This is a genomic window from Paractinoplanes deccanensis, from assembly GCF_016862115.1.
Taxonomy (GTDB): Bacteria; Actinomycetota; Actinomycetes; order Mycobacteriales; family Micromonosporaceae; genus Actinoplanes; species Actinoplanes deccanensis.
This window is the reverse complement of sequence record NZ_BOMI01000098.1, coordinates 43,949-59,090: the sequence shown is the minus strand read 5'-3', so window position 1 is coordinate 59,090 and position 15,142 is coordinate 43,949. Positions and strand designations below refer to the sequence as shown.

General features: G+C 71.0%; 17 protein-coding genes. 9 read left to right on the top strand and 8 right to left on the bottom strand.

Annotation, left to right across the window (positions count from 1 at the left end; translation table 11 throughout):
* The first annotated feature begins 6 nt into the window (after positions 1-6).
* Genes Ade02nite_RS25220 through Ade02nite_RS25200 form a run of 5 tightly spaced genes read left to right on the top strand, consistent with a single transcriptional unit; the run spans position 7 to position 4,363 of the window.
* Entirely contained in the window at positions 7-750 is a 744-nt protein-coding gene (locus Ade02nite_RS25220) for an SDR family oxidoreductase (protein WP_203768755.1), read from the top strand.
* On the top strand, positions 747-1,523 hold the full coding sequence (locus Ade02nite_RS25215; RefSeq protein ID WP_203768753.1) for an SDR family oxidoreductase: 777 nt from the start codon (positions 747-749) through the stop codon (positions 1,521-1,523). Before Ade02nite_RS25220 ends, Ade02nite_RS25215 begins: the two co-directional genes overlap by 4 nt.
* The gene (locus Ade02nite_RS25210; RefSeq protein WP_203768751.1) at positions 1,520-2,515 is read left to right on the top strand and encodes a phosphotransferase family protein; all 996 of its coding nucleotides are present in this window, start codon (positions 1,520-1,522) and stop codon (positions 2,513-2,515) included. The genes Ade02nite_RS25215 and Ade02nite_RS25210 overlap by 4 nt, the downstream gene beginning before the upstream one ends.
* On the top strand, positions 2,515-3,714 hold the full coding sequence (locus Ade02nite_RS25205; RefSeq protein WP_203768749.1) for an acyl-CoA dehydrogenase family protein: 1,200 nt from the start codon (positions 2,515-2,517) through the stop codon (positions 3,712-3,714). The genes Ade02nite_RS25210 and Ade02nite_RS25205 overlap by 1 nt, the downstream gene beginning before the upstream one ends.
* Before the next feature lie 52 nt (positions 3,715-3,766).
* On the top strand, positions 3,767-4,363 hold the full coding sequence (locus Ade02nite_RS25200; protein ID WP_203768745.1) for a TetR/AcrR family transcriptional regulator: 597 nt from the start codon (positions 3,767-3,769) through the stop codon (positions 4,361-4,363).
* Between the two features lie 229 nt (positions 4,364-4,592).
* Here the strand turns inward: Ade02nite_RS25200 and Ade02nite_RS25195 are convergent, their stop codons facing one another.
* The 4 genes from Ade02nite_RS25195 to Ade02nite_RS25180 all read right to left on the bottom strand — a co-directional run bounded on the left by Ade02nite_RS25195 (position 4,593) and on the right by Ade02nite_RS25180 (position 8,688).
* The gene (locus Ade02nite_RS25195; protein ID WP_203768743.1) at positions 4,593-5,132 is read right to left on the bottom strand and encodes a DUF6886 family protein; all 540 of its coding nucleotides are present in this window, start codon (positions 5,130-5,132) and stop codon (positions 4,593-4,595) included.
* A 435-nt stretch (positions 5,133-5,567) separates the two neighbouring features.
* The gene (locus Ade02nite_RS25190; RefSeq protein WP_203768741.1) at positions 5,568-6,656 is read right to left on the bottom strand and encodes an alcohol dehydrogenase catalytic domain-containing protein; all 1,089 of its coding nucleotides are present in this window, start codon (positions 6,654-6,656) and stop codon (positions 5,568-5,570) included.
* Positions 6,653-8,062, bottom strand: coding sequence for an aldehyde dehydrogenase family protein (locus Ade02nite_RS25185; protein WP_203768739.1), 1,410 nt, complete (start codon positions 8,060-8,062; stop codon positions 6,653-6,655). Before Ade02nite_RS25185 ends, Ade02nite_RS25190 begins: the two co-directional genes overlap by 4 nt.
* A complete protein-coding gene (locus Ade02nite_RS25180) occupies positions 8,062-8,688 on the bottom strand; it encodes a TetR family transcriptional regulator (protein WP_203768737.1) in 627 nt (208 codons plus the stop codon). Before Ade02nite_RS25180 ends, Ade02nite_RS25185 begins: the two co-directional genes overlap by 1 nt.
* Positions 8,689-8,751: 63 nt before the next feature.
* Between Ade02nite_RS25180 and Ade02nite_RS25175 the strand changes: the two genes are divergently transcribed.
* Together Ade02nite_RS25175 and Ade02nite_RS25170 are read left to right on the top strand one after the other, a co-directional pair.
* Positions 8,752-9,924: an acyl-CoA dehydrogenase family protein gene (locus tag Ade02nite_RS25175; protein WP_203768730.1), complete on the top strand. Its 1,173-nt coding sequence runs from the start codon at positions 8,752-8,754 to the stop codon at positions 9,922-9,924.
* 85 nt (positions 9,925-10,009) lie between these two features.
* Positions 10,010-11,542: a long-chain-fatty-acid--CoA ligase gene (locus Ade02nite_RS25170; protein ID WP_203768722.1), complete on the top strand. Its 1,533-nt coding sequence runs from the start codon at positions 10,010-10,012 to the stop codon at positions 11,540-11,542.
* On the opposite strand, the gene Ade02nite_RS25165 is transcribed toward Ade02nite_RS25170, so the two are convergent.
* The gene (locus Ade02nite_RS25165; RefSeq protein WP_203768720.1) at positions 11,528-11,953 is read right to left on the bottom strand and encodes a (deoxy)nucleoside triphosphate pyrophosphohydrolase; all 426 of its coding nucleotides are present in this window, start codon (positions 11,951-11,953) and stop codon (positions 11,528-11,530) included. The two genes, Ade02nite_RS25170 and Ade02nite_RS25165, sit on opposite strands and share 15 nt — an antisense overlap.
* A 183-nt stretch (positions 11,954-12,136) precedes the next feature.
* Here Ade02nite_RS25165 and Ade02nite_RS25160 point away from each other — a divergent pair, with 183 nt between their 5' ends.
* Both Ade02nite_RS25160 and Ade02nite_RS25155 read left to right on the top strand, forming a co-directional pair.
* Positions 12,137-12,463, top strand: a complete 327-nt coding sequence (locus Ade02nite_RS25160) for a 4a-hydroxytetrahydrobiopterin dehydratase (RefSeq protein ID WP_203768717.1) — start codon at positions 12,137-12,139, stop codon at positions 12,461-12,463.
* A 23-nt stretch (positions 12,464-12,486) separates the two neighbouring features.
* Positions 12,487-12,849, top strand: coding sequence for a PH domain-containing protein (locus tag Ade02nite_RS25155; RefSeq protein ID WP_203768715.1), 363 nt, complete (start codon positions 12,487-12,489; stop codon positions 12,847-12,849).
* Here Ade02nite_RS25155 and Ade02nite_RS25150 read toward each other — a convergent pair.
* Genes Ade02nite_RS25150 through Ade02nite_RS25140 form a run of 3 tightly spaced genes read right to left on the bottom strand, consistent with a single transcriptional unit; the run spans position 12,846 to position 15,138 of the window.
* Positions 12,846-13,574: a Type 1 glutamine amidotransferase-like domain-containing protein gene (locus Ade02nite_RS25150; RefSeq protein ID WP_203768705.1), complete on the bottom strand. Its 729-nt coding sequence runs from the start codon at positions 13,572-13,574 to the stop codon at positions 12,846-12,848. The two genes, Ade02nite_RS25155 and Ade02nite_RS25150, sit on opposite strands and share 4 nt — an antisense overlap.
* On the bottom strand, positions 13,571-14,404 hold the full coding sequence (locus tag Ade02nite_RS25145; RefSeq protein WP_239169035.1) for a nucleotidyltransferase domain-containing protein: 834 nt from the start codon (positions 14,402-14,404) through the stop codon (positions 13,571-13,573). The genes Ade02nite_RS25150 and Ade02nite_RS25145 overlap by 4 nt, the downstream gene beginning before the upstream one ends.
* Positions 14,395-15,138 (bottom strand): class I SAM-dependent methyltransferase, encoded by a 744-nt coding sequence (locus Ade02nite_RS25140; RefSeq protein WP_203768703.1) that lies wholly within the window; start codon positions 15,136-15,138, stop codon positions 14,395-14,397. Before Ade02nite_RS25140 ends, Ade02nite_RS25145 begins: the two co-directional genes overlap by 10 nt.
* Positions 15,139-15,142 lie beyond the last annotated feature (4 nt).

The following is a 15,142-nucleotide window of genomic DNA, read 5'->3' as shown; positions in this document are numbered from 1 at the left end:
GCGGCGATGGCGGACCAAGTGGCGATCGTGACCGGAGCCAGCAGAGGGATCGGGTTCGCCATCGCGCAACGCTTCGTGGCCGATGGATACAAGGTGTGCATCACCGGTCGCGACGCCGAGGCGCTCGACACCGCGGCCAAGGACCTGGGCGGCGACAAGGTGGCGATCGGGGTGGCCGGCAAGGGCGACGATCCCGATCACCGGGCCGCCGTGATCGACACCGTGCTCGGGCAGTTCGGGCCGGTCACCACCCTGGTCAACAACATCGGGATCAACCCGGTGTACGGCCCGCTCGGCTCGATCGACCTCAACGCCGCCCGCAAGATCTTCGAGGTGAACGTCATCGGCACGCTCGGCTGGGTGCAGGAGGCCCTGCGCGGCGGCCTGGGCGAGGGCGGCGCCATCGTCAACATCTCCTCGGTGTCCGGCGTGCGCCCGTCGCCCGGCATCGCCTTCTACGGGGTCACCAAGGCCGCGCTGATCCACCTGACCGAGGAGCTCGCCGTCGAGCTCGCGCCGAAGGTCCGGGTCAACGCGGTCGCCCCGGCGGTGGTCAAGACCCGCTTCGCGACCGCGCTCTACGACGGCCGCGAGGAAAAGGTCGCCGCCGCCTATCCCCTGGCCCGGCTCGGCGTGCCCGAGGACGTGGCCGGGGCGGTCTCCTTCCTCTGCTCGCCCGACGCCGCCTGGATCACGGGGCAGACGGTCGTCATCGACGGCGGGGTGACGCTGACCGGGAGCGTGCAGTGAAAAGGGTCGTCGTCACCGGCGCCGGCGGCGGCATCGGCGCGGCGCTGGCCCGCCGGTTCGCCGCCGACGGCGCCGAGGTGATCGTCAACGATCTCGATCCGGTCGCCGCGCAGGCGGTCGCGAGCGAGATCGGCGGCCTGGCCGTGCCGGGCGACGCCGCGAACGAGGAGCACACCCGCCACCTGATCGACACGGCGTGGGCCGAGCTGGGCGGCGTCGACCTGTTCTGCGCCAACGCCGGCGTGCTCACCGCGGGCGACGAGAACGCGGCCGACGAGATCTGGTTGCGCGACTTCGGCGTCAACGTGATGTCCCACGTGTACGTCACGCGCGCGCTGCTGCCGCGCTGGCTCGACCAGGGCGAGCCCAAGCGGTTGCTGATGACCGTCAGCGCCGCCGGCCTGCTGTCCTTGCTGGGCAGCGCGCCGTACGCGGTGACCAAGCACGCCGCCCTCGCGTACGCGGAGTGGTTGCGTGCCACGTACGCCCACCGCGGCGTGACCGTGCAGGCGCTCTGCCCGCAGGGCGTGCGCACCGACATGCTCACCCGCGGCAGCGAGCGGGGCAGCGCGAGCGCCGCACTGCTCGCCGAGAGCGCCATGGAGCCCGGCGAGGTCGCGTCGATCGTCGCCGAGGCCCTGAAGGGCGACAGCTTCCTGATCCTCCCGCATCCCGAGGTGGCCGAGTTCTATCGTCTGCGGGCCAGTGACACCGATCGCTGGCTCGGCGGCATGAACAAGATGCAGAGGGCCTTCGAAGGGAGCAGCCGGTGAAGGGACTCGACCTCGAACGACTGCGCGCCTATCTGGGCTCGGACGCCGAGCTCACCGGCCGGATGTTCGCGGGCGGACGATCCAACCTGACGTACGCGGTCACCGACGGCACCAACCGCTGGGTGCTGCGCCGGCCGCCGCTGGGTCACGTCCTGCCGACAGCGCACGACATGGCGCGCGAGCACCGCGTGCTGGAGGCGCTGTCCAAGGCCGGCTTCCCGGCGCCACGGCCGGTGCTGCTCTGCACCGACACGGAGGTCATCGGCGCGCCGTTCTACCTGATGGAGCACGTCGACGGGCGCATCTACCGCGACGTCGCCGACCTGCGAGGGCTCGGGCCGGAGGCGATGCGCCGGCTCGTGCTGTCGCTCGTGGACACGCTCGCCGATCTGCACGCGCTCGACCCGTACGCGATCGGCCTGGGAGATTTCGGCCGGCCCGAAGGGTTCAACGCGCGCCAGGTGAGCCGGTGGAAGAAGCAGCTCGACGCGTCGCGCAGCCGCGAGGTGGCCGGCATCGACGAGCTGCACGCCCGGCTCGCGGTGGACATCCCGGCCGGCGGGCCCGGCACGGTCGTGCACGGCGACTTCCGGCTCGACAACGTGCTGATCGGCGACGACCTCGGCATCAACGCGGTGCTCGACTGGGAGATGTCCACGCTGGGCGACCCGCTCAGCGACGTGGCGCTCATGGTCATCTACGCGGGCCTGCCCCTGAACGTCGGCGGCGACGGCAAGCCGACCGCGCCGCTGAGCGTGCCCGGGCACCCGACGATCGCCGAGCTGAGCGCGCGCTACGCGGAGCGCAGCCGGCGCGACGTGAGTGATCTTCACTGGTATGTGGGATTCGCCGCTTTCAAGCTCGCGGTGATTCTCGAAGGGGTGCACTACCGCTACGTTCAGGGCCAGACGGTGGGTGAGGGCTTCGAGACGATCGGCAACCTCGTCGGCCCGCTGGTCATGCGGGGCCACGAGGCGCTGGAGGGACACTGATGGACTTCGGCTTCGACGCTCGGACCGAGGACTACCGCAAGAAGCTGCTCGCCTTCATGGACGAGCACATCTATCCCGCCGAGGCGGGCTTCCACAGCGACGGCTGGGAGCCTCCGCCGATCCTGGAGGACCTGAAGGCCGCGGCGAAGAGCGCGGGCCTGTGGAACCTGTTCCTCCCCGGCGAGCACGGCGCCGGCCTGAGCAACCTCCAGTACGCTCCGCTCGCCGAGATCACCGGCCGGAGCCCGGCGATCGCGCCGGCCGCGCTCAACTGCGCGGCGCCCGACACGGGCAACATGGAGGTGCTCGCCGAGTTCGGCAGCGACGAGCAGCAGAAGCAGTGGCTCGAGCCGCTGCTGGCGGGCACGATCCGCTCGGCCTTCGCGATGACCGAGCCGCAGGTCGCCTCCTCCGACGCGACGAACATCGGCACCCGCATCGAGCGGGACGGCGACGACTACGTCATCAACGGCCACAAGTTCTACATCACCGGCGCGATGAACCCGAACTGCCGCGTCTTCATCGTGATGGGCAAGACCGATCCGGGGGCGGCCCGGCACGTGCAGCAGAGCATGGTGCTGGTCCCCCGCGACACGCCCGGCCTGACGGTCAAGCGCGGCATGACGGTCTTCGGCTACACCGACGGCGACCACGGCGGGCACGCGGAGCTCGTTCTGGAGAACGTACGGGTGCCGGCGAGCAACCTGATCGGCGAGGAGGGCGGCGGCTTCGCGATCTCGCAAGCGCGCCTCGGCCCGGGCCGCATCCACCACTGCATGCGCCTGATCGGCATGGCGGAGCGCGCCCTCGAGCTGATGTGCAAGCGCGCGCTGAGCCGCACGCCGTTCGGCAAGCCGCTGGCCGAGCAGGGCGTGGTGCAGGACTGGATCGCGGAGTCGCGGGTGCGCATCGAGCAGGCCCGCCTGCTGGTGCTCAAGGCCGCATGGCTGATGGACACGGTCGGCAACAAGGGCGCGCACACCGAGATCCAGGCCATCAAGATCATCGTGCCGTCGACCGTCGAGTGGATCGTCGACAAGGCCATCCAGGCCCACGGCGCCGCCGGCACGAGCCAGGACACGCCGCTCGCGGCCTTGTGGGTGGCCGCGCGTACGCTGCGCCTGGCCGACGGCCCCGACGAGGTCCACAAGCGCTCCCTGGCCCGACGGGAGTTGAACCGCTACCGGAGCACCACGTGACCAAGACCCACCCGAGCCGCACCGTTTCATCACGACCGAGCTGGAGGGACGCGTGAGCTCGGCACAGCAACGCGTCGACGGGCGCACGGCGCGCTCCGAGCGCACCCGCAACGCGATCGTCGACGCCCACCTCCAGCTCATCCGCGAGGGCGACCTGCGGCCCACCGCCGACCGCATCGCCAAACAGGCCGGCGTATCGCTGCGCGCCCTGTGGAGCCACTTCGCGGACATGGAGGCGCTCTTCACCGCCAGCGGCCGCCGCGTCCTGGAGATCCGCGACGCGGCCCACCGCCCGGTCTCGCCGGACCTGCCGCTGCCCGAGCGCATCGACGCCTACTGCCGCCAGCGCACCCGCCTGCTCGAACAGATCGGCCCCACGGCCAAGGCGGCGGCGCTGAAGGAGCCGTTCTCCGAGACCCTCCAGCGCTACCGCCGCCTCCACGTCGAACGCGTCCGCGACGAGCTCGGCACGCTCTTCGCCGCCGAGGTCGACGGCAACGACGAGCTCCTGAACGCCCTGACCGCCATCAGCATGTGGCCCACCTGGTCCACCTGGCGCGAGACCATGAACCTGTCGGTCCCCGCCGCCCGAGCCGCCCTCTCCCGCACGATCACGGCCCTGCTGACCGCCCAGCCCACCGCCGCCTGACCCAGCACTCCGACGGCCTCGCCCCGCCGAGGGGCGCGGACGTGCGCTCAGGGGCGTGGGCGCGCGCTCAGAGACAGGCGCGCGCTCAGAGACAGGCGCGCGCTCAGAGACAGGCGCGCGCTCAGAGACAGGCATGCGCTCAGAGACAGGCATGCCTCAGAGGCGAGCATGCGCTCAGAGGCGAGCATGCGCTCAGAGGCGGCCATGGCGCTCAGGGCGGCATGCGCGCTCAGGGGCGCGGGCGTGCGTTCGCCAGGCGGATGCCGCTGAAGCCGACGGTGCTGGTGATGACCTGGTCCCAGAAGGGCCACAGGTTGTCGAGCAGCCGCAGCTGGATGCCGGCGGCGGCGTGGCAGGCGATCAGGTCGCCGACGGGTTCGGGCGGCCCGAGCGGGCGCACCGGCTCGGTGGCCACCTCGGCGTGCGGCTCGCCGGCGGCGCCGATCGGGCGGAACGGGCCGGCCGGCAGCCGATAGCCGTAGAGCTTCGTGGTGCGCAGCGCATCCCACCAGGCGTATTCGATGGCGTGGACCCGCGTGCCGCAGCCGGCGCCGACGATGCGGTCACGGTCCACATCGGACGTGCCTTCGCGCACCCACGCCATGGCGCGCGGACACTGACGCGGGAACCAGTAGTCGGGCGCCCGGTCATAGCCGACGGCCCACACGTAGGGCTCCTCCTCCCGCGCCGTCGCCGCGACATGAGGAACGAAGAGCTCGATCGTCGGGTCCTCGGAGAAGTGCAGCACCTGTCCGGCCTCGGGTCGCATCCCTCCGTCCTACCGCATCCCGCGCCGCCGAGGGAGCAAGGAGAGAACCACGGGCCAAATGAGCAAGGCGAGAGCCGAGGGCCAAGTGAAGGCGCGCCGCCGTGGGAGCAAGGGCCGAGGGAGCAAGGGCGAGGGAGCAAGGGCGAGGGAGCAAGGGCGAGGGAACGAGGGCGAGGAAGCAAGGGCGAGGGAACGAGGGCGAGGAAGCAAGGGCGAGAAGCGAGGGCCGAGTGAAGGCCCACCGCCGAGGGGTGACGGTGAAGGTGAGGGCCGCCGCCCAGGGGCCCCGGGTGAGCGCGCACCGAAGGGCAGGGTGACGCGCACCGCCGAAGGGCGAGAGCGGCGGGACGCGCCGAAGGGTGCGAGGGCGGCCGCCCGGGTTGAGCGGGCGCCCGGGTTGGGCGGCCGCCCGGGTTGAGCGGCCGCTGGGGCGGGTCAGATGAGGACGACTGAGCGGGCCCCCTCGCCTCGGGACATGCGGTCGAAGGCGGCCGGCACGTCGGCCAGGGTGATGCGGTCGGAAATCAGGTGGTCGAGGGTGAGCTTGCCGGAGAGGACGTCGTCGGCCAGGGCGGGGATGGCGACGTCCTGGTCGGCCTGGCCGTAGACGGAGGAGCGCAGCGTGCGGTTCGACGAGAAGATGTCGAGGGCCGAGAGGGTCACCTGGTCGTCGTTGGAGCCCATGCCGACCACCGTGACCTTGCCGCCCCGGCGGGTGGCTCGCCAGGCGGCCCGGATGGTGGCGGCGCGGCCCACGCACTCGAAGGCGTGGTCGGCCCCGCGGCCGGACGTGCGGCCGCGGATGTCCTTGGAGAGGGTGTCGGACGAGACCACGAAGTCCGTGGCGCCGGCGGACTCGGCCAGGCCCTTCTTGGCCTCGGAGACGTCCACCGCGATCACCTGGGCGGCGCCCGAGGCCCGGGCGGCCGCGACGACCGACAGGCCCACACCGCCGAGGCCGATCACCACGACCGACTCGCCCGCGGCGACCTGGGCCGTGTTGCGCACCGCGCCGAAACCGGTCAGGACGCCGCAGCCGAGCAGCGCCGCGCGCTCGAAGTCGAGCTCGGACGGGACCCGGACGACCGCGTTTTCGGGTGCCACGACCTGTTCGGCGAAGGCGCCGAGGCCCAGCCCGACGTGCACCGGCACGCCGTCGAGGGTCACGCCGTTCTCGAGCGAGGCCACGCCGGACGACGTCGAGCACAGCCACGGCTCGCCGCCCTCGCAGAACCAGCAGCTGCGGCACGCCGGCTGCCAGTTGAGCACCACGCGGTCACCCACCGACGCCCGCTTGACCCGCTCGCCGACCTCGACCACCTCGCCCGCCGCCTCATGACCGAGGACCAGGGGGTACGACGGGCGGATCGTCCCGTTGACCATCGACAGGTCGGAGTGGCACACGCCGGCCGCGCGCACCTTGATGCGGACCTGGCCCGGCCCCACCTCGGGCAGGCGTAGCTCGGCCACCGCGGGCCGGGCGCCCGCCTCGCGCAGGACGAGACCGTTGAAGTATGCCGTCATCGCTGGATCGCCTTCACCTGCTGGAACTCGGCGAGACCGTACTCGCCCAGCTCGCGGCCGACACCGGACTGCTTGTAGCCCCCGAAGGGCGCGAACGGGTTGAACGCCCCGCCGTTGACGTCGATCGCGCCCGTGCGGATGCGCCGGGCCACCGCGAGCGCCCGCTCGTCGGAGCCCCACACGCCGCCGGCCAGGCCGTAGCGCGAGTTGTTCGCGATGGACACCGCCTCGTCGTCCGACGCGAACGGGATGATCGACAGCACTGGACCGAAGATCTCCTCCTGGGCCAGCTCGCTGTCGGGGTCGACGTCGGCGAAGACCGTCGGCGCGACGAAATGCCCCTTGCCGGGAACGGGCGCGTCGAGCCCGCCGGCCACCAGCCGCGCGGAGGCGCGCTCGACGAAGCCGCGGACGCGGTCGGCCTGCGCGGCCGAGACCAGCGGCCCGAGGCGCGTGCCCTCGTCGAACGGGTCGCCCACGGTGTAGCCCGACGCGGCCTTTGCCGCCAGCTCGACCGCCTCGTCGTAGAGGCTCCGGTGGACCAGCATCCGCGTCCAGGCCGTGCAGGTCTGGCCGGAGTTGAGGAACGCGTTGCCGACGCCCACCTTGACGGCCCGGGTCACGTCGGCGTCGGCGAGGATCACGTTGGCCGACTTGCCGCCCAGCTCGAGCGCGACCTTGGCGATGCGGTCGGCGGCGGCGTGCGAGATGGCCTTGCCGGTGGCGGTGGAGCCGGTGAACGACACCATATCCACATCGGGGTGTCCCGCGATGGCCGCGCCCACCACCGGGCCGGTGCCGGTCACCAGGTTGAGCACGCCGGCCGGCACGCCCGCCTCGTCGGCCGCGTCGAAGAGCAGGTAGGCCACCAGGGGCGTCAGCTCGCTCGGCTTGAGCACCACGGTGCACCCCGCCGCCAGGGCCGCCGCCACCTTGGCCACGACCTGGTGAAGCGGGTAGTTCCACGGGGTGATCGCGCCGACCACGCCGACCGGCTCGTGCACGATCAGCGAGTTGCCGATCGTCTCCTCGCGCGCCTCGCGGGCGGCAAGGTCCGCATAACCCCGGAGGACCGCGAGCGGAAGGCCCGCCTGCACCCGTTGGGCGACCTTGAGCGGCGTGCCCAGCTCGAGCCCGACGGTCTTGGCGATGTCGCCCGCCCGCGCGCTGAGCGAGGCGTGCAGCCGGTCGAGGACCCGGGCACGCTCGGCCATCGGCGTCGCCGCCCAGCCGTCGAACGCGCCCCTGGCGGCCGCCACCGCGCGGTCGACGTCGAGCGCCGTGCCGGCCGGGACGTGGGCCAGGATCTCCTCGGTCGCCGGATTTTCCACCGCGACGGTCTCGGGCGAGGAGGGCTGCACCCACTCCCCGCCGAGGTAGAGGTGTGGGCGATCGAGCGATGTCATCAGCGTGTCCCCATCTCTTGTCGGGCCGCGAGGCCGGTGATCAGCAGGTCCAGGCCGAGTTCGAAGGCGCCCTCGTCCACGGCCTCATGATGCTCCGCCAGAAGCGGGGCGTAGTGCAGGTGTGGATAACGTTCGTAGAGCTGTGGATCGACGTCGAAGCCGAGCGCGAAGGAGCCGAGGGCCGAGCCGGTGACCAGGTAGCGCATGAGCGCGCCGATGTGCGTGGCCCGCGCGTAGCTCCAGCCGGCCTCGATCAGGGCGCCGTAGACGGCCTCGGCCATCGCGAGCGCGGCCGGGCGGCGGCCGGGGCCCTGCGCGAGCACCGGAACGATGTTCGGGTGCTCGGCCAGCACCGCGCGGTAGGACATGGCCCATCTCTTCAGGGCGTCCGGCCAGGCACAGGTCGCGAAGAACGACACGTCGACCTGCGCGACGACGGCGTCGGCGACCGCGTCCACGATCTCGGCCTTGGTCGCGAAGTGGTTGTAGAGCGACGGGCCCTGCACGCCCAGCTCGGTGGCGAGCCGCCGCATGGAGAGCGCGTCCAGCCCCTCCGCGTCGATCAGCGCGGAGGCCGCGCCGATGATCCGCTCACGAGTCAGAAGCGTCTGCCGTGGCCGCGCCAAAGTTGATCTCCCGCAGAAAGAAGCACTGGACGTGTAAAAACTTACACCGCTAGTTTAACGGACATGGACTTCTCGCTCACCGACGAGGAACGCGCGATTCGCGACACCGCCCGCCAGTTCATCACCCGCGAGGTCATGCCGCTGGAGCAGGAGGCGCTGCTCCGCGAGCGGCGGCATCAGCCCGGCCTGGAGCGCAGCGAAATGCGCGAGCTGCAGCTCAAGGCCAAGAAGTTCGGCTTCTGGGGCCTGTCGACCCCCGAGGAGTACGGGGGGATGAACCTGCCCGCCGTACTCCAGTCCCTGATCTGGACCGAGGTGGGCCGCACCTTCATCCAGTTCAAGTTCGGCGGCGAGGCGGACAACATCCTGTACTACGCCAACGAGGACCAGAAGCGGGAGTATTTGATCCCCACCATCGAGGGTGACCGGATCTCCTGCTTCGCGATCACCGAGCCCGGCGCCGGCTCGGACGCGGCGAACATCAAGCTCAGCGCCCGCCAGGACGGCGACGACTGGGTGCTGAACGGCGAGAAGACGTTCATCACCAACGGCAACGACGCCGACTTCGTCATCGTGGTCGCGGTCACCGACAGGGAGAAGGGCGTCCGCGGCGGCGGCACGACGGCGTTCCTGGTCGACCGCGAGATGGGCTGGCGCTCCGAGTTCATCCAGACCATGGGCGAGGGCGGGCCGGCGGCGCTGGTCTTCGACAACGTCCGGGTGCCGTCCCGCAACATCCTGGGTGAGATCGGCCAGGGCTTCGAGCTGGGCATGAAGTGGATCGGCAAGGGCCGCTACCTGATCCCGTCGGCCGCCCTGGGCATCGCTGAGCGCGCCCTCGGCATGGCGATCGACTACGCGAACACCCGCGAGACCTTCGGCAAGCCGATCGGCGAGAACCAGGCGATCCAGTGGATGATCGCCGACTCGGAGGTCGAGCTCGAGGCGGCCCGCTGGCTGATCCTGCGCGCGGCGTGGACGGTCGACCAGGGCTGGGACCCGCGGCACTCGTCGTCGATGGCGAAGCTGTACGGCGCCGGCATGGTCAACCGGGTCGTCGACCGGGTCATGCAGATCCACGGCGGCATGGGATACACCCGTGAGCTTCCGATCGAACGGTGGTACCGCCAGGTGCGACTGATGCGTATCTATGAGGGAACCGACGAGATGCAGCGCCTCATCATCTCTAGGGACCTGCTCCGCGGTTACACCAAGATCGGAGGTCATTTGGCATGAGCGACTGCACCGAGCGGCACCCAGCCGCACCTCGTAACGGCCTCGCGGGCGAGGGCCAGGAGGGCATGCCGGAGGTGAGCTCAGTATGACCCAACTGTCGCTCGCCACCGTCCTGGCCGAGTCGGCTCGCAAGTTTCCCGACAAGATCGCCGTGATCGACAGCGTCACCACCGAGCGGATCACCTACCGCGATCTCTGGCAGCAGACCCTGTCGTACGCCTCCGCGCTGCGCGAGCTGGGCATCGGCCCCGGCGACGTGGTCGCGATCCAGATCCCCAACCTGGCCGACTTCCCGCGCGTCTACTACGCCACGCTGGCGGTCGGCGCGACGCTCGTACCGATGCACCTGCTCCTCACCCCCGAGGAGAACGCGTACGTCCTCGAGGACAGCGGCGCGAAGCTGCTCGTCGCCCACTCGTCGCAGCTCGAGAACGCGGTGGCCGCCGCCAAGATCGCCGACGTCCCGATCGTCTCGGTGGGTCCCGCCGTGCCCGGTCTGCCCAGGCTGGAGGAGGCCGGCGGCGAGAGGATGCGCACGTATGTCAGCCGCGAGGCCGAGGACGTCGCTGTCATCTTCTACACGAGCGGCACCACCGGGAAGCCCAAGGGCGCCCTGCTGACCCACCTCAACCTCGTCATGAACACGATCGTGAACGTCTTCGACATCCACGACCTGCACCCCGACGACGTGACGATGGGCTGCCTGCCGCTGTTCCACACCTTCGGCCAGACGGTCGGCATGAACGGCACGTTCCGCCTCGGCGGGACCCTCGTGCTGCTCGCCCGCTTCAGCGGCGAGGCCGCCATCCAGCTGATGGTCAAGGAGAACGTGACCATCTTCCACGGCGTGCCGACGATGTACATCGGCCTGCTGGAGGCCGCCGCCAAGGCCGAGAAGCTGCCCGAGCTGCGGCTCTGCGTCTCGGGCGGCGCGTCCCTGCCGGTCGCCGTGCTGGAGAAGTTCAACGAGACCTTCCACGCCGAGATCTTCGAGGGGTACGGCCTTTCGGAGACCTCGCCGACCGCCACCACCAACCAGCCCGCGTTCGGCGTCAAGGCGGGCTCGGTCGGCCACCCGATCTGGGGCGTGGAGGTCGAGATCGCGCGGCCGGAGATCGACGAGCGGATCGAGCTGCTGCCCGACGGCGAGCTCGGCGAGATCGTGATCCGCGGGCACAACGTCTTCGCCGGATACCTCAACAACCCGGAGGCCACGAAGGAGGCCGTGGTCGACGGCTGGTTCCGCACCGGCGATCTCGGCACCAAGGACGAGAACGGCTTCATCGCGATCGTCGACCGCAAGAAGGACCTGGTGATCCGGGGCGGCTTCAACGTCTATCCGCGCGAGGTGGAGGAGGCGCTGGCCCGGCACCCGGCCGTGCAACAGGTGGCCGTGATCGGCGTGCCCGACCAGGTGCACGGCGAGGAGATCTGCGCCGTGGTGGTTGCCGAGCCCGGCAGTGTCTCGGCCGACGAGCTGATCGAGTGGTCCCGCGAGAAGCTCGGCAAGCACAAGTACCCCCGCAAGATCCGCTTTGCGGAGTCGCTCCCGCTCGGCCCGAGCTTCAAGGTGCTCAAGCGGGAGCTGCGCAAGACGTACGCGTCAGACAGTCAGTAAGGCGGGTAGCTCCGCGACGATCGGCTTGTCCGCGGGCAGCCAGTGCACGCTGTCCAGCTCGTCAACACCGAGCCAGCGCATGGACGTGTGCTCCAGCGCCCGCGGCATGTCGCCGTCGAGCAGCCGCGCGTTGAAGACCCGCAGGACGGCCCGGCCGTGCGCGAGCGAGACGTCCGGCCCGACGCGGGCGCCGACCTCGACCCGTACGCCCAGCTCCTCGACACACTCGCGGGCGAGCGCCTGCTCCTCGGTCTCACCCGGCTCGACCTTGCCCCCGGGGAACTCCCAGCGGCCCGCCACCTCGGGCGGAGCCGACCGCTCGCAGGCGAGAACACGGCCATCGCTGATGATCACCGCCGCCACGATGACTCTGCGTGACTTAGACGACTTAACCTGCTGTTCCGGCCGCATGAGATCAGAGCTTCCCACAAAAGTTTACCGTTCCGGGTGCCCGAGCCGTCCCGATCGTCACGCAAACACATATATGTGGGCGTGGACATGCCTGTCTCGGAGAGCAAGACTGTGAGGCACCGACCATGACGACACGGCGACAGTTTGGCCACAAGCCGGCAACGACGCCTAGGGGGATGGGCGATGCGGGCCAGAAGACAGCGAGTGAACCGCTCCGACTACCTGAGCGACGCTCTGACGGTGCTGAGTGAATGGAGGCGTGACGGCGTACAGCTCCGGCGGGAGCTCGCGTGCGACGACAGTCAGCATGCCGCATTGACGGAACGAATCAAGGTGGCGGCGGACACACTTCGCATACGCCCCGACATCAGGCGCACCAACGGTCACACACAGATCTGCCTGGGCGCCCGCGACGGCGAGGCCCTCACCGACGGTGAGGTGACGCTGGCGGCCCGGATCGAGGACTTCTACCGCACGGTCACCGACACGCAGGTGACCAACCCGCAATAGCCGTGCGTCGCTACGCTCGCGCCATGAGCGACGTGATTTACGACAGCAAGGGCCAGTTCGAGCAGGTGCGGAGCGGGCTGCTCGAGGGCGAGATGATCATCGCCGTCTACGACGCGATCGGCGCCGGCACCGGCTTCATCGGGCTGACCAACCGCCGGATCATCATCCAGGACAAGTCCTTCGTCGGGAAGCGCTTCGCGATCACCAGCATCCCCTACTCCAAGGTCAGCAGCGTCAGCGTGGTGAGCAACAAGAGCTGGGCCGGTCAGTTCTTCTCCAGCGGCACGATCGCCGTCACGGTCGGCACACATACGTACGAGGTGGAGTTCCGCGGGTCCGACAAGGCCCATCACGTGCACAACGTGATCCTGCACTACGCCAGCTAGAGCACCCTCGTGGGCAGCGCGGTCTCGACGACCGCACCGTCCGCCGCCCGCGTCAGCTGATATCCGCGCGGCCCCGGCCGGTCGGCCACGACCTCGGCCAGGGTCGTGCCGCGATAGACGAGGCCTGCGCCGTCGTCGGTGGCGTAGCCGTCGCCCAGCGTGCCGTCGGCGATCAGCTCGTGCATCTTCGGCCGGCGCTGCTCCTCGGCGTCGTAGTGCACCCCGTTGCTGTACGGCAGCCAGCCCAGCCCGTCGGTGAACCCGCGCAGCCGCGGCCCGAAGCTGTCGGTGGTGCCGCCCTGGTGCCAGCAGATCGAGCCGGCCGAGACCCCGCCGAGCACCACCCCGGCCTGCCACGCCTCGTGCAGGACCCGGTCGACGCCGTGCACCCGCCACAGCGCGCACAGGTTGGCGACGCTGCCGCCGTGCACCCAGATGATGTCCTGCGCGAGCAGGTGCGACCGGATGTCCGCGACGTTCGGCATCGGGAAGAGCTGAAGGTGGGACGCGACGAACTCGGTGCCCGCGAACGCGGCGTAGTGCGCGCCGATCACGTGCGGGAAGTCGCCGCTCGCCTGGGTCAGGAAGCAGATCCGCGGCCGCGAGACCCCGGCCAGCTCGGCGGCGAAGCGATGGATCTTGCCGGGGCGCCAGGCGAAGTCGCCGAAGCCGCCAACCTCGAAGAAGGCGCTCGTCGCGAGGATGGTGGGCTCGTCGGCGGTCATCGCACCATCATCATGCAGGCGTCCGCCGTGTCGAGCACGAGGTCCGCGGCGATGTCGATGGCCACCCGCAGCCGCAGCGGATCGCCGTCCACCGCGGCGAACGCCTTGTCGACGCGCTCGCCGAAGTGCGCGGGCGCGCCGGGCAGGGCGGCCGCGGCGGCGACAGCGCCCTTCTCGTTGATCAGCCAGCGGCCGGCGGCGCCGTGCAGCGCGTGCGCGCAGACCCCGACCAGGCGGAAGAGGCAACCGGACACGTACGCGCTGTCGCTGCGCGGGATGCCCTTGCGGGCGAGCATGACGAGGAAGTCGGCCTCCCACAGCCCGGCGACGAGCTCCCGTGCCAGGGCGGGCGGGTAGACCTTCAGCCGGTCGCGCAGCGCGGCCAGCTCGCCGGTCGGGTCGGCGAGCACCCGGGCCAGGGCGATCTCCCCGGCGTAGGCGTGGTCGGCGAACCCGAGCGGATGCCCGGCCTGCACGTGGAACGCGTACCGGCCCTGCTCGACCGCCGCGCAGACGGCGGTGACCCGGTCGAGATCGCGGTAGATCAGGTCGACGGCGTCGCCGTCGACGTCGAGCCAGCCGCCGCCGTCCACCCACGGCCCCCAGCCGCCCGGGTCGGTGACCTGCGCGGACGGCCCGGCGATCGCCCGGGCGGCGCGCGTGAGCCGGTCCACGTCGAGCGGCTTGCGGTAGTAGAGCCCGAGATCGGTGTCGGAGCCGGGCCCGTGCGTGCCGCGGGCACGGCTGCCGCCCAGCACCACCCCGGTGATGCCGGGCACGAGCATCAGCTCGGCGGCGATCTCGGCCAGCCGGCCGTCGGTCAGGGCCACCGGCGCGCCTCGACGAGCACCCGCGTCGCGTGCGAGACGAACATGCCCTTCACGGTGATCTCCTCGTGCACCGCGCGCAACCGGTCGCGGTACTTCTCGATCGTGAAGCCCGGCACGGTCCAGATCACCTTGCGCAGGAAGTACGCGACGGCCCCGATGTCGAAGAACTCGGCGCGCAGACGCTCACCTCGTACCTCCAGGATCTCGAGGCCCGCGGCCTCGGCGGCCGCCGCGATCTGCTCGGGGTGGTTGCGCGCCGGAGGCGGAAGCGGCCCGAGCATCGCCTCCGACAGCTCCCGGTTGGAGCCGGCGCCGATCTGCTGGGACAGGAAGGTCCCGCCGGGGCGCAGCACGCGGGCGATCTCGGCCCACGGCGTGCTCACCGGATGGCGGCTCACGACGAGGTCGAACGTGGCATCGCGCAACGGCAGGTTGTCGTCCGCCTCGACCACCCGCACGCCGTCGAGGCGGCGGGCGGCGACCTCGGGCTGCCACGCCTCGGTGGCGACCAGCATGCGCTCGCCGGGGGCCCGGCCGATGGCGTACGCGAAGACCTCGCCCCCGCCGGTCTGGAGGTCGAGCGCGGACCCGGCGTCGCGCAGGCGCCGCGCGACCCGGTCGGCGTAGTGCCAGGACGGGCGCTCCTCGGTGGCGCGGCCGTCGAACCAGGAGAAGTCCCACCCCTCCAGGGGCACGGCCGCGGCCTCCTCGAGCAGGGTGTCGAAGTCCGCCATGCGC